23 protein-coding genes and 2 pseudogenes are annotated in these 21,370 nt (G+C 60.4%); 5 read left to right on the forward strand and 20 right to left on the reverse strand.

The features are described 5' to 3' along the window. From TU73_RS25860 to TU73_RS29065, 3 genes and pseudogenes are all read right to left on the reverse strand, one after another. Positions 1-390, reverse strand: a pseudogene (locus tag TU73_RS25860) (hypothetical protein); the annotation flags it as partial. Positions 391-927: 537 nt separating this feature from the next. Then, the gene (locus tag TU73_RS25865) at positions 928-2,688 is read right to left on the reverse strand and encodes a M10 family metallopeptidase C-terminal domain-containing protein (protein WP_082642670.1); all 1,761 of its coding nucleotides are present in this window, start codon (positions 2,686-2,688) and stop codon (positions 928-930) included. A gap of 910 nt (positions 2,689-3,598) precedes the next feature. Continuing rightward, positions 3,599-4,222 carry a M10 family metallopeptidase C-terminal domain-containing protein gene (locus TU73_RS29065; RefSeq protein ID WP_057014546.1) on the reverse strand — a complete coding sequence of 208 codons (624 nt, stop codon included), beginning with the start codon at positions 4,220-4,222 and terminating at the stop codon, positions 3,599-3,601. Positions 4,223-4,254: 32 nt separating this feature from the next. Here TU73_RS29065 and TU73_RS29070 point away from each other — a divergent pair, with 32 nt between their 5' ends. Beyond that, positions 4,255-5,313 (forward strand): hypothetical protein, encoded by a 1,059-nt coding sequence (locus tag TU73_RS29070; protein WP_057014547.1) that lies wholly within the window; start codon positions 4,255-4,257, stop codon positions 5,311-5,313. A 751-nt stretch (positions 5,314-6,064) separates the two neighbouring features. Here TU73_RS29070 and phnN read toward each other — a convergent pair. The 12 genes and pseudogenes from phnN to ccmA form a co-directional block, all read right to left on the reverse strand. Then, complete coding sequence (phnN, locus tag TU73_RS25880; RefSeq protein ID WP_057014548.1) at positions 6,065-6,631, reverse strand: phosphonate metabolism protein/1,5-bisphosphokinase (PRPP-forming) PhnN; 567 nt, start codon at positions 6,629-6,631, stop codon at positions 6,065-6,067. Then, positions 6,631-6,827, reverse strand: a pseudogene (locus TU73_RS29440) (alpha-D-ribose 1-methylphosphonate 5-triphosphate diphosphatase); the annotation flags it as partial. The gene phnN and the pseudogene TU73_RS29440, both read right to left, overlap by 1 nt. 449 nt (positions 6,828-7,276) lie before the next feature. Next, on the reverse strand, positions 7,277-7,672 hold the full coding sequence (locus TU73_RS25885) for a hypothetical protein (RefSeq protein WP_057014549.1): 396 nt from the start codon (positions 7,670-7,672) through the stop codon (positions 7,277-7,279). A gap of 15 nt (positions 7,673-7,687) precedes the next feature. Then, the gene (gene ccmI / locus TU73_RS25890; protein WP_057014550.1) at positions 7,688-8,872 is read right to left on the reverse strand and encodes a c-type cytochrome biogenesis protein CcmI; all 1,185 of its coding nucleotides are present in this window, start codon (positions 8,870-8,872) and stop codon (positions 7,688-7,690) included. After that, positions 8,865-9,338, reverse strand: coding sequence for a cytochrome c-type biogenesis protein (locus tag TU73_RS25895; RefSeq protein WP_057014551.1), 474 nt, complete (start codon positions 9,336-9,338; stop codon positions 8,865-8,867). The genes ccmI and TU73_RS25895 overlap by 8 nt, the downstream gene beginning before the upstream one ends. Further along, entirely contained in the window at positions 9,335-9,871 is a 537-nt protein-coding gene (locus tag TU73_RS25900; protein ID WP_057014552.1) for a DsbE family thiol:disulfide interchange protein, read from the reverse strand. The genes TU73_RS25895 and TU73_RS25900 overlap by 4 nt, the downstream gene beginning before the upstream one ends. Next, positions 9,868-11,853 carry a heme lyase CcmF/NrfE family subunit gene (locus TU73_RS25905; RefSeq protein WP_057014553.1) on the reverse strand — a complete coding sequence of 662 codons (1,986 nt, stop codon included), beginning with the start codon at positions 11,851-11,853 and terminating at the stop codon, positions 9,868-9,870. Before TU73_RS25905 ends, TU73_RS25900 begins: the two co-directional genes overlap by 4 nt. 3 nt (positions 11,854-11,856) lie before the next feature. Further along, positions 11,857-12,324: a cytochrome c maturation protein CcmE gene (ccmE, locus tag TU73_RS25910; protein ID WP_043050431.1), complete on the reverse strand. Its 468-nt coding sequence runs from the start codon at positions 12,322-12,324 to the stop codon at positions 11,857-11,859. Further along, positions 12,321-12,497 carry a heme exporter protein CcmD gene (gene ccmD, locus TU73_RS25915; protein WP_057014554.1) on the reverse strand — a complete coding sequence of 59 codons (177 nt, stop codon included), beginning with the start codon at positions 12,495-12,497 and terminating at the stop codon, positions 12,321-12,323. The genes ccmE and ccmD overlap by 4 nt, the downstream gene beginning before the upstream one ends. Continuing rightward, a complete protein-coding gene (locus tag TU73_RS25920) occupies positions 12,494-13,249 on the reverse strand; it encodes a heme ABC transporter permease (RefSeq protein WP_057014555.1) in 756 nt (251 codons plus the stop codon). Before TU73_RS25920 ends, ccmD begins: the two co-directional genes overlap by 4 nt. A gap of 88 nt (positions 13,250-13,337) precedes the next feature. Beyond that, positions 13,338-14,006 carry a heme exporter protein CcmB gene (gene ccmB, locus TU73_RS25925; protein ID WP_057014556.1) on the reverse strand — a complete coding sequence of 223 codons (669 nt, stop codon included), beginning with the start codon at positions 14,004-14,006 and terminating at the stop codon, positions 13,338-13,340. Continuing rightward, positions 14,003-14,638 (reverse strand): cytochrome c biogenesis heme-transporting ATPase CcmA, encoded by a 636-nt coding sequence (gene ccmA / locus TU73_RS25930; RefSeq protein ID WP_057014557.1) that lies wholly within the window; start codon positions 14,636-14,638, stop codon positions 14,003-14,005. Before ccmA ends, ccmB begins: the two co-directional genes overlap by 4 nt. 200 nt (positions 14,639-14,838) lie before the next feature. Between ccmA and fliK the strand changes: the two genes are divergently transcribed. After that, positions 14,839-16,416, forward strand: a complete 1,578-nt coding sequence (gene fliK, locus TU73_RS25935; protein ID WP_057014558.1) for a flagellar hook-length control protein FliK — start codon at positions 14,839-14,841, stop codon at positions 16,414-16,416. Beyond that, a complete protein-coding gene (locus TU73_RS25940; protein ID WP_057014559.1) occupies positions 16,413-16,742 on the forward strand; it encodes an EscU/YscU/HrcU family type III secretion system export apparatus switch protein in 330 nt (109 codons plus the stop codon). The genes fliK and TU73_RS25940 overlap by 4 nt, the downstream gene beginning before the upstream one ends. A 144-nt stretch (positions 16,743-16,886) precedes the next feature. On the opposite strand, the gene TU73_RS25945 is transcribed toward TU73_RS25940, so the two are convergent. Next, positions 16,887-18,113: a molybdopterin molybdotransferase MoeA gene (locus TU73_RS25945; protein ID WP_057014560.1), complete on the reverse strand. Its 1,227-nt coding sequence runs from the start codon at positions 18,111-18,113 to the stop codon at positions 16,887-16,889. Then, on the reverse strand, positions 18,097-18,636 hold the full coding sequence (gene moaB / locus TU73_RS25950) for a molybdenum cofactor biosynthesis protein B (RefSeq protein WP_043050439.1): 540 nt from the start codon (positions 18,634-18,636) through the stop codon (positions 18,097-18,099). The genes TU73_RS25945 and moaB overlap by 17 nt, the downstream gene beginning before the upstream one ends. Positions 18,637-18,712: 76 nt before the next feature. On the opposite strand from moaB, the gene mobA reads away from it, so the two are divergent. Both mobA and TU73_RS25960 read left to right on the forward strand, forming a co-directional pair. Continuing rightward, positions 18,713-19,315: a molybdenum cofactor guanylyltransferase MobA gene (gene mobA / locus TU73_RS25955; RefSeq protein ID WP_057014561.1), complete on the forward strand. Its 603-nt coding sequence runs from the start codon at positions 18,713-18,715 to the stop codon at positions 19,313-19,315. Positions 19,316-19,394: 79 nt separating this feature from the next. After that, positions 19,395-19,616 carry a YgdI/YgdR family lipoprotein gene (locus TU73_RS25960; protein ID WP_005786486.1) on the forward strand — a complete coding sequence of 74 codons (222 nt, stop codon included), beginning with the start codon at positions 19,395-19,397 and terminating at the stop codon, positions 19,614-19,616. A gap of 55 nt (positions 19,617-19,671) precedes the next feature. Here TU73_RS25960 and TU73_RS25965 read toward each other — a convergent pair whose 3' ends face one another. The 3 genes from TU73_RS25965 to TU73_RS25975 all read right to left on the reverse strand — a co-directional run bounded on the left by TU73_RS25965 (position 19,672) and on the right by TU73_RS25975 (position 21,277). Then, a complete protein-coding gene (locus TU73_RS25965) occupies positions 19,672-20,562 on the reverse strand; it encodes a pseudouridine synthase (protein ID WP_057014602.1) in 891 nt (296 codons plus the stop codon). A gap of 68 nt (positions 20,563-20,630) precedes the next feature. Continuing rightward, positions 20,631-20,966: a hypothetical protein gene (locus tag TU73_RS25970; protein ID WP_057014562.1), complete on the reverse strand. Its 336-nt coding sequence runs from the start codon at positions 20,964-20,966 to the stop codon at positions 20,631-20,633. A 74-nt stretch (positions 20,967-21,040) separates the two neighbouring features. Next, positions 21,041-21,277 carry a glutaredoxin family protein gene (locus TU73_RS25975; protein WP_057014563.1) on the reverse strand — a complete coding sequence of 79 codons (237 nt, stop codon included), beginning with the start codon at positions 21,275-21,277 and terminating at the stop codon, positions 21,041-21,043. Between the last annotated feature and the right edge of the window lie 93 nt (positions 21,278-21,370).

The following is a 21,370-nucleotide window of genomic DNA, read 5'->3' on the forward strand; positions in this document are numbered from 1 at the left end:
TTGGGTGTCCTCGCTGACGGGCTTGGGCTGGTCACCTTTTGGCTTGGTCTCCTCAGTCACCGGCTTGGGCAGGTCACCTTTTGGCTTGGTCTCCTCAGTCACCGGCTTGGGCAGGTCACCTTTTGGCTTGGTCTCCTCAGTCACCGGCTTGGGCAGGTCACCTTTTGGCTTGGTCTCCTCAGTCACCGGTTTAGGCAGGTCACCTTTTGGCTTGGTCTCCTCAGTCACCGGCTTGGGCAGGTCACCTTTTGGCTTAATCTCCTCCCCCTTCGGCATAGGCAGACAATTAGCAGTCAGAACGTTGCCATCCACGCCCCCCATATTCAGGAAAAGCCTATTGCTGATTTTTGTTTCACCAGGCTGCAGCAAACCAGATGTGTTCGAATTCATATTCGATCCATATAGCCGTTGCAGGCTGGAGAGCCCACCTGCCGAGTGCGCAGAAAGACTCAGCAATCTGGACCCTTTCGAAAGCGATTGATCACTTCCTTGATGCGTGTTGTTGGAAGTACCCACTGGCTCATTATCGCCATACCCGCCCGACGGTGCCGTGGGTGACGCCTTAGGGGCCGTATCCATTGCAGGTACATAGGAGTTCAAACCAGGTAGATTTACATTAACCATACATCACACCTTCTTAGTTAGTTATACAAAACAACAACTCAACGCTCCGCAAGCGCAACACTTACGAACTATTAAATCGCCAACTATCGAGCGATCGAACGCCTTTCAGCCAGCAACTAAATCAAGACTGATTCAAATAAATCGACAATACTGCTTACACTCATTCAACTAACGAATGCACAAGAATAATAAACTGCCTATAGCCAATGGTGACCGGCACATTCCAGCGCGACATTCCAAAATGTACAGAACAGCAAACACCTGCCAGAGAGGACGCCTCATTTAGCTATATTCCGCTCTCTGTTACCCGTGAACTGACCCGCCCCATGCACGCGCTGTAAAAGCCCCTTGATCAGACGCGGACACCAATGTTCCTCGACGCTGATCAGCATCGGCCTTGAAGCCATATGCCGGCCTCATGGAAAACGTATTAGCTTGCGCCCCCAGTGCGCTGGTAGTGCCTATCAAGCATGAGGCTGGCGTCGGCGCACATGAAATAGGTTTCGGATCACACGAGACTGGGCGTGGCTCAGGCTTTGGCTTACATGAGTCTGGACGTGAATTGGGCTTTGGCTTTTCCGGTTCAGGCCGCGCATCCGGCTTCGGCTTTTCCGGCTCGGGCCGCGTATCCGGCTTCGGCTTTTCCGGTTCAGGCCGCGCATCCGGCTTCGGCTTTTCCGGCTCGGGCCGCGTATCCGGCTTCAGCTTTTCCGGTTCAGGATCTACCGAGGGGCTGACGCCGTGGTACACATCACCGGCATTCATCCGGCCAATACTCTTTATCAATACATCAGCTTTACCATTTCCGGTCAGGTCCAAAGCCAAACTACCTTCTCCACTGCCCTCGTCGTAGCTCAGCACGGCTTGGCCAGGTTGGCCGGTTAGCCGCTCACCGAATAACAGAGCCTTGATATTCGCAGTTTTCAAAAGCGCAGAGACATCCAGGCGGTCCACGCCGCTCTCGAAGTCCAAAATCACGTCAGGGTTATCCGGGGTTGAATCACTGGTGTGGTCATATACAAACGTGTCTGCCCCCCCGCCGCCTTGCAACCTGTCGGCTCCGCCTCCACCGGTCAAGCGATTGGCAACGTGGTTGCCTATCAAGGCATCGTTCCCAGCGCCCCCCACGGCGTTCTCCAGGGTAACGCCCCTGGCAATGGAGACATTGCCTTTCAATGCCCCCACATCAGAAAACGACTCGGCATTGAGGTTGATCTTCTGGTTCTGCGAATATCCGGAGAAATCCAGCGTGTCGTTACCGCCACCGTCCCACACACAAAAGACAGGATTGTCATTGGCCGTTTTCAAGCTCAGGGCGTCACGGTTCGTATTGGAGTTAAACCCATAGGTGGTGTCGGTACTACGGGTGTTGGTATTGGCTCCATAAAGCCGCTGGGCGGCAGCAATGTCATCCATCATCGGTGCAGAGGGATGCAACGAATTGAAATCATGACCAGGCTGATTCCTTTCCGAGAAATAGCTCATCACACTGCGGGCCCGGGTGTCCCCGGCGTATTCTGCGTGCGTTGCATAGGTGCCAGAACCATCGTATTTACCCGGATGCTCCAACCCGATTGCATGACCTGTTTCATGAATCAGTACTTGGCGAAAATAACCACCCTGCTTAGGGTGTGTGCCCCCATCTGCCGTGCCGATGTTAGCGAATGTATTTCTCAAGTACTTGTTAGGCAGTGATGCCACGCCGTTATTGGTTCCTGGCATATCACCAATATCAACGTGACCGTCGAGATTCTTGGCATTTTCGGTGAACGTTACGTTGGCGACATCCTGCCAGGATTTCAATGCTTGCCTGGCCAGTTCTGCCTGCTGCGTTGTAAACCCCTTGGAAATCCGGAATGACAGGTCAATTTTCTGGTCGCCATTACGGTCATGAAATCGGAAGTCACGGCGAGTGATATGTTTGCCTGCCTGCTCAGTCGTGAATACCGTTTTCTTATTATTAAGGGTGTAGGGCGGCCTCAACTGCTCAGAACTCATGCCCCCCCGAGCAGAAAACTCCTTTTCTTGCGAAATATTAGTAGTGGGTGGTCCTGATAATTTCATACAACCTAAGTCCTCATGCAATAAACCTGAGACATCGAACTCCCGCTCCACACGAGCAACAGCACTTGTCGGCACCTCCTTAAGTTCGCACAGAGACACGCTGCCCGCCAGACACTAATTAATGCACTCCGACACACTCTAAAATCTCAAAATACTTTGGTGACAAAGGCGCAACTTTCCGAAACAACACTTGCAGTCAATACGCCACCGCAATCACTCCAACTGACTGATTTATATGTGAAAAATAAGAACTCATACACTAGCAATCAAATTCGATTACAACCCATTACTCACAAACGGATAACACTCCAAAATGCAGCTTCGAGTCGGCACTCCAGCTCAAGCTCCCCTACCTACACCCCACTGCAACTAAACAAGAGAATACAGAGTAAGATCCGAACGAAAACAGCTACCTCCTCCAACTAATTAAATCCACGCCTTCGCAATACCGTAAATTAATACACTGCCACAACCGATCATTCTGACAAGGCCGACTCCGAGCATATAAACAACTGGCATAAAGACCTCATCACCAGGCTTGCACGGTTTTGATTCAGGAAATACAGACTTATATGAAACAGGCGTGCAACCGCCTGCCGTAACGCAGCAGGGCGGACAGGACAGTACTGGGTTTGGGTTGGAGTCACGCGGGAGATATGATCAAGCCATGGGGGCTCGATCAAGGTCGACGATAGAAGCGCATGCGCGATGCCGCCAAAGCAGCAGCGCACATCAGGTTGACAGGCTTGTACGCGGTACCAAGCGAGTAACCAGCCTGTCATCAAGGTGACGAGATAGCGATTTTATCGGCTTAGCAAGATATGTCGTGGCATTGCCTGAACCGAGCGTTTACTGGCATGAAGTTGACGCAAAGCGTCAACTCACGCTTTTCATCCAGCGGGCGCCCTATTCAACCCAGGCCCAGGACATCATCAGGGCTGATCGGTCGCGTACTTTTTATAAGAAAGTCACTTCTGCCGTTGCCCGACAGGTCGATCGCCAAAAAATAACGTCCGCTGTGCATGTTGTGTTTAATGACCGTATCACCGGGTTTTCCCGTAAAGTCGGGAACGAAGTTCAGACTGACCCCCGCAGCGTTAGCCATGGTACATAAATCAATCTTGTCCCAGCCGGTCTTGAAGTCAGTGAGCAGATCAGCTGTTGCGTAGGCAGAGTCCGCTACCGAATTGTATTTGAAGACGTTGCGCCCCCCTGCGCCTCTCAGCGTATCTGCACCTTCGCCCCCAACCAGTATGTTATCGGCCTCGTTGCCAGTCATACGGTCATTGCCGGAACCGCCGATAGCGTTTTCGATAATCGACGTTGGGCTGACGTAAACATTATTGTATTTTCCGCCGACACTTGAGTAAGTACCCGCCCCCAGGTTGATGACTTGGTTGTGCCTGAACCCGGAAAAATCGAATGTGTCATTACCTTGCCTGTCGTGAACTTCGAATTGCGGTATGTCATGGGAGGCTACAAAGGACGTACGGACATTTCCGGTGTTTGAATTAAAGCCGTAAACGGTGTCCATCGGTAAACATTGCGTTGGCTCGGGTTCGGGACATGGCTCAGGTATCGGACACGGTTCCGGACACGGCACTGGCCTTGGCTGCGGCTGAGGGCAGGGCTCAGGTATCGGGCACGGTTCCGGACACGGCGCTGGCCTTGGCTGCGGCTGCGGGCAGGGCGCAGGTATCGGGCACGGTTCCGGACACGGCGCTGGCCTTGGCTGTGGCTCTGGACGCGGCTGCGGCCTTGGCTGGGGCTGCGATTCTGGACGCGAATCGGGCCTTGGCCGGGGTTGCGGCTCTGGATGCGGCTCGGGCCTTGGCTCAGGATGCGGCTCAGGCCTCGGTTGCGGCGCCGGACGCGGCTCGGGCCTTGGCTCAGGATGCGGCTCAGGCCTCGGTTGCGGCGCCGGACGCGGCTCGGGCCTTGGCTCAGGATACGGCTCAGGCCTCGGTTGCGGCGCCGGACGCGGCTCGGGCCTTGGCTCAGGATGCGGCTCAGGCCTCGGTTGCGGCACCGGACGCGGCTCGGGCCTTGGCTCAGGATGCGGCTCGGGCCTCGGTTGCGGCGCCGGACGCGGCTCGGGTCTTGGCTCAGGATACGGCTCAGGCCTCGGTTGCGGCGCCGGACGCGGCGCCGGACGCGGCCCGGGCCTCGGCTCAGGATGCGGCTCAGGCCTCGGTTGCGGCGCCGGACGCGGCCCGGGCCTTGGCTCAGGATACGGCTCAGGCCTCGGTTGCGGCGCCGGACGCGGCTCGGGCCTTGGCTCAGGATACGGCTCGGGCCTCGGTTGCGGCGCCGGACGCGGCTCGGGCCTTGGCTCAGGATACGGCTCGGGCCTCGGTTGCGGCGCCGGACGCGGCTCGGGCCTTGGCTCAGGATACGGCTCAGGCCTTGGCCACGGCGCCGGACGCGGCTCGGGTCTTGGCTGTGGATACGGCTCAGGCCTTGGCTCAGGATACGGCTCAGGCCTCGGCCACGGCGGTGGACATGGAACGGGGCGCGGCTGCGGACAAGGTTCAGGCCTGGGCGGTGGGCACGGGTGAGGTCTGGGCTGTGGTTCCGGACACGGTTCAGGCCTCGGCCTCGGGGGTGGACACGGATTGGGGGTGATCCATCCCCCATAACGACTCATTACCTGCCTGGATCCGTTGAAACTTTCCGCCTGCCTGTTGAAGACGCTACTTCGCAATTGAAAGCCGTTGAAAACATTCTTATTCGTACTCCTAAAGGGCTGCCTACCTACACGATAGTCCTCACTCTCCAAAGGGCTGTAGTACGGATTGAATACAGGGGTATTACGAAGGACTGGAATATAGGCACTGTCACGGCCACTGTACATATTAGATTCATTCGTTTCACCCGGCCTGATCAGAGCAGTGAATTGTTTTGGAACACTGGAAAAGCCATCACTTCGAAACCCCACACTGGAAACGTTTACCTGCATCTTTTAACCCGCCTATTCAAGTTGAAATAATTAAAATCAATGTAGTCTGCCGAGGGCGAAATCGGCTGTGGAAATATACGAGCACGCGATCAAAGCGGCGTTAAACTCCCACAACCAAAAACACCAGACAACATCTCATCTATTTCAACTTAAAACGTCACTTCATGTACGTTAGGCCGTTTTCACAACACCACCAAAACACATTTACCCACAACTAATAAACCGCATAAAACGTGCACAACCCTTAAACTTTGCAACATATAACCCTGAAATTTCAGAATGACGCACACGGGTAAACACTCACACGACTCATTGCCCAACAAAAGTAAAATCGAACACGACTGACTTTTTACCGCACTCGGCGATTACCATTGAATACGGCGAGATCCGAGGTCACGACCCAGTACCGCAAGCACCTCATAGTGAGTGCCCGTGATCCAGGCAGCACAGCAGGCGGGCGACGGTATGTTCCAATGGGCCGGAGTTATCCAGTACAAACAAGCCCGCGCCATTACCAGCGATCAGCTCGGCAGTGAACCGCGCATTGCGCGCCAGGCGTTCTTCGATGTCCTCCAGGGATTCTCGCCCCCGTGCGATCAAGCGCTGGCGCAACACGGCCTGATCAACCGTCAGCAGCAGCACCAGCAACGTCGGATAACGCTCGCGGGTCTGCGCCAGATGGGCGCGGGAACCATTGACCAACACATCGCCGCCGGCTGTCAACCAGTCGTCGATCTCACGAGGAATTCCATAGGACAAGCCATTGGCCTGCCAGCTCAAGGCAAACGCGCCCTGGGCATCCATCGCTGCAAACTGCTCCGGACTTACCCCTTGCGCCGCTTCGCCCACTGCCTCCGCCGAGCGCGTGATCACCCGGCGTACCAGGCGGCAGCCGCGCTCGACCAAGCGCGGGCGCGCGGCATCCAGCAGGCTGTCCTTGCCCGAACCCGATGGCCCGATGAGATAGATCAACCTGCCTGCCATCAGCACACCCTCTTCGTTTGTCTCCAGATTTGTTGTACCACCGGCAAGCCTTCGCGGCTCCGCCCTGTTGATCAGCCAGTACAAATGCCGCCTGCAACAGGCTGGCCGGGTAGTCACCGGAAAGTATATCCAGCAATCGTGCAACGGCCAGGCTGGCGGCGGCCACCTTACCCGAGTGCGACTCACCGCGCACCACGTATGCGCCAGGTGCAATAAAGGACTTTACCTACGGCCAACCGTCAGGAATGCCGCCATTATGCCGAGCGAGCTGTACGCAGGAGGCCGTGCCCCAACCAGGTTTCCATCCCTGGTCGACCGCCTGCGCACAGTTCGCCCTGTTTGACTCACCCCATCAGTGAATGAACCCTGCAATCGGGGCTGGCAGACCGCTTTTTCAGCCCACGACGATGAAATCCCCTGCGCTTTCAGGATGGCCCCACCCAATCCCGACTTCGCCGCCCGGCTGCTTGATGGCGCACAGATCTACTGTGGGAGGGGGCTTGCTCCCGATCGCGGTAAAATATTCAGCTAAGCATTGACTGACCTAACGCTATCGGGAGCAAGCCCCCTCCCGCATTTGCCCGCGGTGTTTGGCAGAATGCATTTCAAGGCCATGAAAAAAGGCGACCCGAGGGTCGCCTTTTGTCATTGCGCGTACTGCTTGCTCAACCCCGGCGGCACGCCTTGTACGTTGGTTTCTTCCCAGGGCCCGTTGGGGCTGATGGAGCGGCTCCAGCCGTTGCTCCAGCGATAGTAGGTGCGCTGACGGTAGAAGGTGTCGGGCTGGTCGTCGAGCACGTAGACCTGCATCTTGCCGTCCCAGTGGCTGGCGGCGCCTGGGGGTGGGGCGAAGGTCGGCGATTTGGTTGGCAATGGCTTCGGCGGCGGGGTCACCGGGCCAGACGGCTTGGTGCTCGGCTGGGTCGACGGGCCCGACGGTGGGATGGTCGGGCCGGTGGGGGCCGGCGGCGGGCGGTGGACCGCACAAGCGCTCAAGCCGAGTACCAGGCTGAGCAAGGTGATGCGTGCAAATGCGGTCATGGCGTTTCCCTCGAGTTATTTATCCGGACTGTCGATGGTCAGCTGCTGCGGTGCAGTGCTGCTGCTGGCCAGGGGTTGGCTGCGGCCGATCCATTCGCCAGTGGTCGGAACACCTGCCCGGGATATGCGCGCAACCAGTTGGACTTCAGGGAAGTTGGACAGTTTCAACTGCGGCATCATGGCGTCGGCATCACCGAGTTCGACGGTAATGGGAAGGTCGGCGACGGTCACGCGTTTGGCCGCCAAGGGTGCCGGCGGGCCTGTTACGGCGCGGGCGAAGATGAACACGCTGTCGGTTGGCAGGGCTTTGGACTTGACCTCGGCGGACAGGTCCACACGCACTGTCATGACCGCCTTGTGCGCGACCGTACCACCGCTTTCCTTGAGCTTCTCGGCTGCGCGATCAATACCGCCTTGCAGCGCCACACGGGAATTGTCTTGCGGTGGCAATTGGGCCAGCAGGCGGTTCCAGTAGTCGATCGCCTCCTGGTAACGCTGGCCTTCAAAGGCGGCGATACCCAACAGGCCAAGGCTGGTGACTTCCTTGGGGTCGAGCTTCAACGCCTCGTCCGTCAGCGCCTGCACCTTGGGCGACCACTGTTTGTTGTCGGCAAAGTACTGCGCCTGGGCCCACTGGCCGAGCAGTTCCGGCTGGCGCCCGGCCAATGCCACGGTGCGCTCGAAGACTTTGGCGGCATCGGCGGAACGGTCCTGGGCCATGTAGGCGCGGCCCAGGAAGTACAGGCCCTCGGCCGAGTCCGGCTGGGCTGCCGCGGCACGCTCCAGGCGCTGGGTCATGTCGGCCATGGACACCGGCGGCTGGGAGAACTCCCGGGTCAGTTCGACCTTGTCGCTCGCCCCATAATGCAGGTACAGCACAACGCCGAGGACGGGCACCAGAAACGCCGCCAAAAACGGCAAGGGTTTACCCAAGCGCGATTCACGGGGCTTTTCCACGCCTTCGGTATCGGCCAGCAGCTCACGGGCGGCTTCGGCGCGGCCAGTGTCCAGTTGCGCGGCGTTCAATACACCTTCGTCCTGCTGCACTTGCAGCTCGGCGACGCGCTCCTGATACAGCGCCACGTTCAGCGCGGTACGATCCTCCTCACGCTGGGCGCGGCGGCCGCGCAGTACCGGGATGAGCAGGAAACTCAGGGCAATCAGAAGCAGCAAGCCGGCTGCGAGCCAGAAATCAATCATCAGTCTTGGTGTCCAGCAATTGGTCGAGACGTTTGCGCTCTTCAGGGGACAGCGCATCGGAACCATCGGTCGGCGCGGCGCGACGGCGACGCACGATCACCGCCATCACCACGACGCCGGTCAGCAGCAGGCCGGCAGGGCCGAACCAGAGCAGCGCGGTCTTGCCGGTGAGGGCCGGTTTGTAGCGCACGAAATCACCGTAGCGGTCGACCATGAAGTCGATGATCTGCTGGTCGTCCTTGCCCTCCCCCAGCATGCGGAAGATCTCTCTGCGCAGGTCGGTGGCAATGGGTGCGTTGGAGTCGGCGATGTCCTGGTTCTGGCACTTGGGGCAGCGCAGTTCCTTGGTCAGGTCGCGGAAACGCTCGCGCTCGGCGTCGTTGGCGAATTCGTAGGTGTCGATGGCAGCGTGGGCCACACCGGCCAGGCCCAAGGCCAAAACAGCGGCGGCTAACAGACGCTTCATGGCTTGGCCTCATCGACGAGGGCCTGGTACTTGGCGGCCAGTTGCTCGCGCCACACCACCTCGTCGATCACGCCGACGTACTTGTCGCGGATCACGCCCTTGGCGTCGATGAAGAAGGTTTCCGGCGCGCCGTACACGCCAAGATTCAAACCGAGGTTGCCGTCTTCATCGCGGATATCCAGCTGGTAGGGATTGTGAAATTCGGCCAACCATTTCAACGCAGCTGCGTTGTCGTCCTTGTAGTTGATGCCGTAGATCACCACGCCCTTCTCGGCCAGCTTGTTCAGCACCGGATGCTCGACGCGGCAGGAAATGCACCAGGTCGCCCACACGTTGACCAGCGCTGGTTTGCCCTGCAAGTCGGCCTGGGTCAGGGTCTTGTCGCCCTGCACCGTCGGCAGGTTGAATGCCGGGAACGGCTTGCCGATCATCGCCGAAGGCAGTTCGGCCGGGTCCAGGTACAAGCCGCGATACAGGAACACCGCCACCAGCAGGAACAACGCCAGTGGCACCACCATCAACCAACGCTTCATACCGCAGCTCCCATACCCAGTGCTTCACGCACCCGGCTCTTGACCTTGACCCGATAACGCCGGTCCAGCGCCGCGAGCAAACCGCCAAAACCGGTGAGCAAGCCGCCGAACCAGATCCAGCGCACGAAGGGTTTGACATGCACCCGCACCGCCCAGGCGCCGTCGCCCAAGGGCTCTCCGAGGGCCACATACAGGTCACGGGTGAAACCGGCGTCGATGCCCGCTTCGGTCATCATCGAACTCTGCACGGTGTACAAGCGTTTCTCCGGGTGCAGCACGGCGATTTCCTTGCCATTGCGCACGACACGCACCGTACCTTTGTCTGAGGTGAAGTTCGGTCCTTCGAAGTGCTTGGCGCCTTCGAAGACGAAGTGGTAACCGGCCAGGTCCATGGATTCGCCCGGCGCCAGGCGCAAGTCACGCTCGGCGCTGTTCTGGCTGGACAGCACCACACCGAGGGCACATACCGCGATGCCGATGTGGGCGATCTGCATGCCCCAGTAGCTGCGGGTCAGGGTCGGCAGACCTTTGAGCAAACCTTTGTGACGGGTCTTGTCGACGATGTCACGCACACCGGCCAGTAATACCCAGGCGGCGAGCAGGAAGGTGGCGAGCACTGCCCAGTTGAAGTCGCCGTAGGCAATACCGGCGACCACGGCCAGCGCAACGCTGCCGAGTAGCACCGGAGCGAGCATGCCCACCAGCCATTTCACCGGAGTGTCTTTCCAGCGCACCAGCACGCCGACCGCCATCACCACCATCAACAAGCCCATCAGCGGAATGAACAAGGCATTGAAGTACGGCGGGCCGACGGACAGCTTGGCGCCGCTGAGGGCATCCAGCACCAGCGGGTACAGGGTGCCGAGCAAGATCATCGACGCGGCCACCACCAGCACCAGGTTATTGCCCAGCAGCAGGGTTTCCCGCGACCACAGGTTGAAGCCGACCTGGCTCTTGACCACCGGTGCGCGCAGGGCGAACAGGGTCAGCGAACCGCCGACCACAAACAGCAGGAAGATCAGGATGAACACGCCCCGCTCGGGGTCCGAGGCAAACGCATGCACCGAGGTCAGCACGCCCGAGCGCACCAGGAAAGTGCCGAGCAGGCTGAGGGAGAACGCGGCGATGGCGAGCAGCACGGTCCAGCTCTTGAACACGCCGCGTTTTTCGGTGACCGCCAGGGAATGAATCAGCGCAGTGCCCACCAGCCAGGGCATGAACGAGGCGTTTTCCACCGGATCCCAGAACCACCAGCCGCCCCAGCCGAGTTCGTAATAGGCCCACCATGAGCCCAGGGTGATCCCGATACCGAGGAAGGCCCAGGCAACGATGGTCCATGGTCGCGACCAACGTGCCCACGCCGCATCCAGGCGCCCGCCGAGCAAGGCGGCGATGGCGAAGGCAAAGGCCACGGAGAAGCCGACGTAGCCCATGTAGAGCATGGGCGGATGCACGATCAGGCCGATGTCCTGCAACAGCGGGTTGAGGTCATGCCCGTCCGCCGGGATCTGCGGCAGCATGCGGCTGAACGGGTTGGAGGTCATGATCAGGAACAGCAAAAAGCCAATGCTGATCATGCCCATCACTGCCAGCACCCGCGCCAGCATGACTTGCGGCAGTTGGCGCGAAAACACCGATACGGCGAAGGTCCAGCCACCGAGGATCAACGCCCACAGCAGCAACGAACCTTCGTGGGCACCCCACACGGCGCTGAACTTGTAATACCAGGGCAAGGCGCTGTTGGAGTTGTTTGCGACATAAGCGACGGAAAAGTCGTCGGTCATGAAGGCGTAGGTCAGGCAACCGAAGGCGAACAACAGGAAGGCAAACTGGCCCCAGGCGGCCGGCTGCGCCAGGCTCATCCACAGGCGGTCACCGCGCCAGGCGCCGAGCAATGGCACCACGGCCTGGACCACGGCAAAGCACAGGGCGAGGATCATCGCCAACTGGCCCAACTCCGGAATAAACAGTGCGGACGTCATCACTTAGCCCTCCTTGGCAGGCTGCGGATTCGCGCCAGGCGCGGATTGGCCGCTGTCTTTCAAGGCCTTTGTGACCTCCGGCGGCATGTACTTTTCATCGTGCTTGGCCAGCACTTCGTCAGCCACTACCACGCCATCGGCATTGAGCTTGCCCAGGGCAACGATGCCCTGGCCTTCGCGGAACAAGTCGGGGAGGATGCCGCGGTAAGTGATGGTCACGGCCTTGTTGAAATCGGTGACCACGAAGGTCACGTCCAGGGAATCGCCGGAACGCTTCAACGAGCCCTGCTCCACCATGCCGCCGGCGCGGATGCGCGTGTCCAGCGGGGCTTCGCCATTGGCGATCTGGGTCGGGGTGTAGAACAGGTTGATGTTCTCCCGCAGGGCGCTCATCGCCAGGCCCACGGCAATACCCACACCGGCCAGGATGGCAAGGATGATCAACAGACGCTTTCTACGCAGCGGATTCACTTTTCGGTCTCCCGGCGCAAACGTCGCGCCTCTTGTTGCAGGTAACGCTTGCGGGCCAGGATCGGCGCGGCGACGTTGAGGGCCAGCACCGCCAGGCAAATGCCATAGGCGGCCCAGACATACAGGCCGTGGTGGCCCATGGCGAGAAAATCACTGAAAGAAGCAAAGCTCATCCACGCGCTCCCAGGCTGGTTTGCACTTCGGCTTTTACCCAACTGGTGCGGGCTTCACGCTTGAGCACTTCAAGGCGCATGCGCAGCAGCAGCACGGCGCCGAAGAAGCAATAGAACCCCAGCACCATCAATAGCAGCGGCGCCCACATTTCCACGGGCATCGCCGGTTTTTCGGTGAGGGTGAAGGTGGCGCCCTGGTGCAGGGTGTTCCACCACTCCACCGAGTATTTGATGATCGGGATATTGATCACGCCGACAATCGCCAGCACCGCGCAGGCCTTGGCGGCGCTGTCGCGGTTGCTGATGGCATTGCCCAGGGCAATCAGGCCGAAGTACAGGAACAGCAGGATCAGCATCGAGGTCAGGCGTGCGTCCCACACCCACCACGACCCCCAGGTCGGCTTGCCCCAGATTGCACCGGTGACCAGCGCCACGGCGGTCATCCACGCGCCAATCGGCGCGGCGCATTGCAGGGCCACGTCGGCCAGCTTCATCTTCCAGACCAGGCCGACGATGCCGCACACCGCCAGCAGCACGTAGCAGGACTGGGCCAGCATCGCGGCAGGAACATGGATATAGATGATGCGAAAGCTGTTGCCTTGCTGGTAGTCGGGCGGCGCGAAGGCCAGGCCCCAGACCAGGCCGATGCCGATCAGCAACACGGCGGCGACGCTCAACCACGGCAGCAGCTTGCCACTGATGCCATAAAACCATTTGGGCGAGCCGAGCTTGTGAAACCAGGTCCAGTTCATTGCAGTTTCCATCACGGGTGCTTTTCGTCGTGGCGAGAAGCTCAGGGTCTTTACTGACTCAACGTCATCAACGCCGGGTCAGACCTCATTATTCGCCGACGCTGATTTTCAGGCCGGCAGCTATAGCAAAAGGTGTCAGGGTTACCGCCAGGGCGGTCAGGCTACCGAGCCATAAGAGGTAACCGGTCGCCGGCATGCCCATCAACGCGGCCTGCAAAGCGCCGCTGCCGAGGATCAATACCGGGATGTACAAAGGCAGAATCAGCAGGGCCAGCAACAGACCACCGCGCTTCAAGCCAACGGTCAGCGCCGCCCCTACGGCTCCCAACAGGCTCAGGGCCGGCGTGCCAAGCAACAAGGATAGAAGCAACACCGGCAGGCACTCGCTGGGCAACCCTAGCATCATCGCCAGCAAGGGTGAGAGCAGCACCAGCGCCAGGCCGGAAAAAGCCCAGTGTGCCAGTACCTTGGCCAGTACCAGAAGTGGCAGGGGGTGCGACGAAAGGACCCACTGCTCCAGGGAACCATCTTCGAAATCACTGCGAAACAGCCCGTCCAGCGAGAGCAGGACCGATAAAAGCGCCGCTACCCACACCAGGCCAGGGGACAAGGTTTGCAACAGTTTAGTCTCCGGGCCGACCGCCAGCGGGAACAGCGCGATCACAATCGCAAAGAACACCAGCGGGTTGGCCAGCTCGGCCGGGCGACGGCACAACAGCCGCGCTTCACGCGCGACCAACAGGGCAAACACACTCATGCCGACCACCGTCCGAGGTCCAGCTCGCGAAAACCCGCGGGCAGGCGCGTCAGGGTGTGGTGGGTGGTCAGTACCACCAGGCCGCCTTTCTCGCAGTGCTGGGCCAGGTGCTCTTCGAGTTGGGCCACGCCCTGTTTGTCGAGGGCGGTGAAAGGTTCGTCGAGGATCCACAGCGGCGGACCGGGCAGGTACAAACGCGCCAGGGCCACGCGGCGCTGCTGGCCGGCGGAGAGAGTGTGGCAGGGCACGTCTTCGAAACCCTTGAGGCCCACTGAGGCCAGGGCCTGCCAGATGGCATCGCGGGAAGCGGGGTGATGCAGGGCGCTGAGCCAACTGAGGTTTTCTTCAGCGGTGAGCACGTCCTTGATACCGGCGGCGTGGCCGATCCAGATCAGGTTGCGCGCCAGTTCGGTACGTTGTTCGTGCAAGGGCTTGCCGTTGAGTCGGATATCACCTGCCGTGGGCTGCATCAAACCGGCCAGCAGGCGCAGCAGGCTGGTCTTGCCGCTGCCATTAGGCCCGCTGATTTGCACCATGTCGCCCCCCGCCAGCCGCAGCTCGAGTTGCTCGAACAACAGGCGCAGGTCGCGTTCACAGGCAAGCGCTACGGCTTCAAGAAGAGGGCTGGTCAAGAGATCGCGGGCCTTTACGGTTCAAGTCGGCGGTGCAGCGGCCGTTATAGAGAAATGCACAATAACGGCTTTGGCGACCGATTTTAGAGAGCTGGATCAAATAGTTGTGAGGTTTTACCGCTCTCTATTGCAGACGGGCGGCATTATACATGCGATGCCCTACTCTAAAGAGGGCAATTTCCCCAGAGACGACGTGCACGATGACCGGCGAGATCAACCTACCTCCACTGCCTCCAGCCCCAGCACCCAAGCCTGCCCCCCTGCCGGCGGCCGGCGAGCTGCTCAAGCTGCTGGAGCCACAGTCCGGCTTGATCGGCCCAGGGAAAACCGTGAACGCCGAGGTCATCGCGCTGAAGCAAGGCAGCGAAGCCTTTCAGTTGTTGCTCAAGTTGACCCTTGAAGGCGGCCGCCAGACTCTGGTCCAGGCCAGCAGCGCCCAGCCCCTGCCATTGGGCAGCAATGTCGCGGTGAGCCAGACGCCTGCGGGCAACCTGGCCATCACCTTGCAGCAAGCCATGAGCGCCAACGTCGCCGCCCTGACCCGCCTCGATACCTCGCAAATGCCGGTGGGCACGTTGCTGCAAGCCAAAGTGCTGACCACGCAGATGCTGCCTCAGGGCACGGCCCAGCCGGCGATCTATCGCTCGCTGGTGAGCGTGCTCAATAATGCCTTGGCCGGTGTCACCCTGACGCTGGAAAGCCCTCAACCCCTGCGGGTTGGCAGCTTGCTCAGCGCCGTGGTGCAGAACGCGCAAACCCTGAGCTTCGTGCCATTGAGCGGCTTGAAGGACCAACTGGCCGTGGCGCAACAGCTTGCCACCCAGCAGAGTCGCCAAGGCTCGCTGGATGCCGTGTTCAGCGCCTTGCAAAACCTGCCCCGAGGCGACAGCACCTCCGCCGACCTGCGGGCCGCTGCCGAGCGTTTATTGGCGGCGTTGCCCGACCTGGCGCAAGTCAGCAACCCCAAGGTACTGGCGCAGGTGATCCAGAACAGCGGTGCTTTCTTGGAAGCCAAGCTGCTCGCCGGGCAAAACCCGCAAATCCCCCCGCTGGATATGAAAGGCGCGCTGTTGCGCCTGGTCGCGGACCTGCTGCCCACCCTGCCCGCCAGCACCAACTTGAATGCCATCCTCGCCGCCAACACCCTGGCCCAGGTGCTGCCAAATTTTGTCCGCAGCCCGATGAACACCCTCGGCCAGGTCGGTGCCCGGCAGATACCTGCCAGTTTTCCGCTGCCCGAGCGGCTCATGGCCAAACTCGAAGGTGAAGGCGACCTGGAGAATCTGCTGCGCCTGGCCGCCGGCGCGATCTCCCGCTTGCAGAGCCATCAGCTGTCGAGCCTGGAACAGACCGGCACCACCGCCGACGGCCGCCTGCAAACCACCTGGCAGCTGGAAATTCCCATGCGTACCTTGCAAGACATCGTGCCGTTGCAGGTCAAGTTTCAGCGCGAGGAACCGGCGCCGGACAAGGACCAACCCGAGCGCAAGGACAAGAAGGACCCGAAACAGATGCTCTGGCGCGTCGAGCTGGCCTTCGACATGGAGCCGCTGGGGCCGCTGCAAGTCCAGGCGCAATTGACCCAGGGCAAACTGTCCAGCCAGTTGTGGGCCAGCCGCCCATTCACGGCCAGCCTGATCGAAAGCCACTTGGGCAGCCTGCGCGAACGCCTGGTGTCCTCGGGGCTTGACGTCGGCGACCTGGATTGCCACCTGGGCACCCCGCCACGCGGGCCCAAAACCGGACTGGAACAACGCTGGGTGGATGAAACCGCATGAAGAACGCCGCCCCGCCCCGCCAGGCCATTGCCCTCAAGTACGACGGCCAACAGGCGCCCACCCTGTCCGCCAAGGGCGATGACGCCCTGGCCGAAGCCATCCTCAAGCTGGCCCGGGAAAACGAAGTACCCATCTATGAAAACGCCGAGCTGGTGAAGCTGCTGGCGCGCATGGAACTGGGGGACAGCATTCCAGAAGAGCTCTATCGCACGATTGCCGAAATCATTGCGTTTGCGTGGACATTGAAGGGCAAGTTCCCGGCTGGTTACGACCCGGATGCGGGGCCGGTGGAGCGGGATGTCACTGAGCGTGGGGACGATTACTAAGATCCTTTGGGTGTCCGCAGACCAAATGTGGGAGGGCGCTTGCCCCCGATAGCAGTGAGTCAGTCACATTAGTTTTAACTGATACACCGCGATCGGGGGCAAGCCCCCTCCCACATTGGAGCCAGCTACATTTTAGGTCTGTGTTCAGTTCAAGACTTCGCTCAGGGGTATGAAATTGACCCGGTCGCCAACGGCTAATGTGGTCCCTTCCATCACCTCCACAAACCCCTGCGCCCACGCCGCGCTGCGCAGCACGCCGGAACTCTGGTTGTGGTAGATGACCGCCTTGCCCTGCTCGATACGCCCACGCAGGTATTCACGACGGTTACCCGGCTTGGGCCAGGCGAACCCTGCCGGCACTTCGAAACGCAGCGGTTCTACCTGCGCCACACCTTGCAGGCGTAGCAAATAGGGGCGCGCCAACAGCGCAAAGGTCACCAGGGTCGAGGCCGGATTGCCGGGCAGGCCGATTACCGGCACGCCACGGAAATGCCCGAAGGTCAGCGGCTTGCCTGGCTTGATCGCCAGCTTCCACAGTGCCAGCTCGCCATCTTCACGCAGGGCAATACCGAGGAAGTCCGCTTCGCCTACCGACACACCGCCGGTGGACAGGATCAGGTCGACGCCGCCCAGGCCCGCCAGGCGCGTGCGGGTCTGTTCCAAATCATCCGGCAGGATCCCCGCATCGATCACTTCACAGCCCATGCGTGTCAGCCAACTGCACAGGACGCGGCGGTTGCTGTTGTAGATCTGCCCCGGGCCCAGCGGCAACCCCGGCTCGATCAGCTCATCGCCTGTCGACAATACGGCCACGCGCACGCGGCGCACCACGTCGAGACGATCACGTCCAAGGGACGCGGCCAGGCCCAGCTCGATGGGGCCCAATCGGGTACCGGCGGTGAGCACGCATTCACCGACCGTGGTTTCCTGGCCCTGGGGGCGAATGTTGTCGCCCACTTGCAGCGGCTCGGTAAAACTGACGCGCTGGTCGGCATGCACCACGGCGTTTTCCTGCATTTGCACGCAGTCCGCGCCCTGGGGTACCGGCGCGCCGGTAAAGATGCGGGCGCAGGTGCCGGGCGCCAACGGCTCGGGCGCATTGCCGGCGAAAATGCGTTGGCTCACCACCAGCGGTTCGCCGGTCCAATCCGCCAGGCGCACGGCGTAGCCGTCCATGGCACTGTTGGGCCAGGGCGGCAGGTCAAGTGTTGAGATCAGGTCCTGGGCCAAGACCCGGCCGTCGCACTCAGCCAGGGGCAGCGCTTGCTGCTCGCGAATCGATGCGGCTTCGGCCATGGCCAGCAGACGCTGCACGGCGTCTTCCACCGGCATCAGTGCGCCGACCTTGCCCGGCTTACCCACGGGATTCACAGGGTTCAGCCTGTTTCAGATGCGGGACGAAGTTGCACGGGCGGTGACGGCTATCCAGTTGCTCGGCGAGGATGCCGTCCCAACCGGTGCGCACGGCGTTGGTGGAACCCGGCAGGCAGCACACCAGGGTGCCATTGGCCAGGCCGGCCAGCGCGCGCGATTGCACGGTGGAAGTGCCGATATCGGCCACGGATATCTGGCGGAACAGCTCGCCAAAGCCGTCGACCTGTTTGTCGAGCAGGCAGCTCACGGCTTCGGGGGTGCTGTCGCGGCCTGTGAAGCCGGTACCGCCGGTAATCAGCACCACTTGCACAACGTCTTCGGCGATCCAGTGGGCAACCTGGGCGCGGATCTTGTAGAGGTCGTCCTTGAGCAGTACGCGCTCGGCCAGGTGGTGGCCAGCAGCAGTCAGGCGGTCGACGAACACCTGGCCGGAGGTGTCGGTGTCCAGGGTGCGGGTGTCGCTGACGGTCAATACAGCAATATTCAGGGGTACGAAGGGCGCATCGGCCTTGGCTTTCATGGCACGGTCCGGTTGTCGAAGGAACAGCCCGATGTTATATCACAGGCCCCCATTTACGTGCCGCTGCGGAACCACCATGTCTCTTGAATCTTCACCCCTGCCCTGTTCGATCCTGCTGTTGGCCGGTGGTCGCGGCCAACGCATGGGCGGCCAGGACAAAGGGCTGCTGCAATGGCGGGGCGAACCCTTGATTGCCCACCTGCAACGGCTGGCCCGGCCGCTCACCGATGACCTGATCATCTCGTGCAATCGCAACCATGAACGCTATGCGCCTTATGCCGATCAATTGGTGAGCGATGACAACCTGGACTTTCCCGGACCGCTTGCCGGTATCCGTGCCGGACTGCTCGCGGCACGCCATGAGCATCTGCTGATCCTGCCGTGCGATGTACCGCAGATCGATGAGCGACTACTCGCCGACTTGCGTGAGACCGCCCAACGCAACCGGCAGCTGCCGGTGATGGTGCGCCAGGGCGAGTTCTGGGAACCCTTGCTGTGCATCATCCCGACCAGCCTGAAAAACCAAGTGGAACAGGCCTGGCAAGCGGGTGAGCGCAGCCCGCGCAAGATCTTGCTGGAACTGGGTGGCGTGGCCCTGCAATGCCCGGCCGATGACCCGCGCCTGGCCAACCTTAATACGCCCGAGCTGTTGCACCCACGGGCTGGCGTGTCAGAATGAGCCTTGCACAAGGAACTTTGCCGACGTCCCATACGTCACAAGGTCAGCAATTTAAAAGTATTCTCTCGGAGACAAACTCATGACTCAACGGACCATCGCCGCTCTCATGCTTGCACTGGGCCTCGCCACCCTCGCCGGTTGCGCTTCGCCAACAGTGATCACCCTGAATGACGGTCGCGAAATCCAGGCCGTCGACACCCCGAAATTTGACGAAGATTCGGGCTTCTACGAATTCCAACAGCTTGACGGCAAGCGCACCCGCATCAACAAAGATCAGGTTCGCACCGTTAAAGACCTGTAAGTCACAACGCTTGCACACAAGGCCCGCCTCGCGCGGGCCTTGTTGTTCCTGGGGTTTACCAGTCGAGGATGATCCGGCTGCGGAAACTGCGTTCTTCACCGCTCACCGGGTCGATAAAACGCACGCCCTGGGCCAGCAGCTTGAGGGGGTTGGCATAGTCATCCTCGGCATCCTTGATCACCTCGGGGTAGAACGGGTCATTGCAGATACTCGCACCGAGCGCGGTCATGTGCACGCGCAACTGGTGCTTCTTGCCGGTCACCGGGAACAGGCCGTAGCGCCATAAGTCGCCGTTTTTCTCTCGCACTTGCACAGCTGTTTCGGTGTTACTGGCGCCCTGCCCTTCCTGCATTCGAAAGAACGGCTCGCCATCCACCAGGCGGCTTTTGTGCACCAGGGGAAAGCTCAGGTCCGGCAGGGCCGGCGCTATAGCTTCGTAGAATTTATCGATGCGCCGCGTGGGAAACAGTTGCTGATAAGCCGAGCGGCTTTGCGGGTTGGCAGAGAACAGCACCAGCCCCGCCGTATGCCGGTCGATACGGTGCAGGGGCACCAGCGCGGGGTTGTCCAGGCGCCGGATCAGGCGACGCAGCAGCGTCTGCTCAACGTACTCGCCAGCAGGCGTAACCGGCAGGAAATGCGGCTTGTCCGCCACCACCAGGTGTTCATCGGCGTACAGGATGCTTTCCTGTACCGGGATCACTTTCTCGTTGGGCACTTCGCGAAAGTAATAGATGCACAGGCCTTCCTTGTAGGCCAGGTCCAGCCTGATCGGGCTGCCATTGATATCCAGTACCCTGCCCCGGGCAATCCGGTCCAGCCACTGTTCGCGGCCGATGGCCGGGAAGTGCTCGCACAGGCAATCGAGCACCGTCCCCCAGGGGCCTGGGGGCAGGTACAAGGTACTGGCTTGGTGCTGGGAGGGGGAGAAACCTGAAGTGGACATGCAGATGCTCAGAGCCTGGAAACAGGCGGGCATTATCGCGCATGGTGCAAGATTGCCTAGGGCCTATCTCAGGCCTTGGCCAATTGCGCCCGCAGGACCGGCGACGCGCTCGCGGCCTCGGTGAACTCCTTGAGCCAGCGCAATACGTCTACTGCTTCCCAACGGCCCGGATCATACAGCGCGTAAAGCAAGCCCTGGTAACCCACCACATCCAGCTGCTTGTGATAACCGGCCCGCTGGAACAGGGCCTCGATTTCCGCAAAACAGGTGTTGAAATGCACTTTGTTAAACGGCGTCTTGCCTTCCGTGACCAAGCCATCGAGGCGCAGCTCCTTTACCGCGTCACGCACGACATCGGCAGACATGCGATTGACGCTGCTTTTCAGTTGTTCAACATTCACCACGGGCGTTCCCTCTATTCAATCGCTGTACGAATATACAGTAACGTAATATTGGGAAACCCGCCATCGCATAAATTTCAGCGCAGGAAGGCGACGACCTGATCACTGTCGAATGGCCAGTCCAGTTCCGCCCCGGTGTCGACCCGCCGCAGTACCGGGATCCTTAGGCCGTAGGCTTCGGTCAAGTCTACTGGATCGGCGATATCCACCAACTCCACCAGCAGTCCGCGTTCGACGAGCGGCATGATCTCGGCTTCGGCAATCTCACAAAGATGGCAACCCAGGGTGCCGAACAGCTGGCATTCAGGAAGCATGACGAAAGCACTCGGTCAACAAACGGACCACCATTCTAAGTCATCCACAGCGCGTTCCCATAAAACACCTGACGCAGATCACGATGGCCTATA

It is taken from the genome of Pseudomonas libanensis (assembly GCF_001439685.1).
GTDB classification, from domain to species: Bacteria; Pseudomonadota; Gammaproteobacteria; order Pseudomonadales; family Pseudomonadaceae; genus Aquipseudomonas; species Aquipseudomonas libanensis.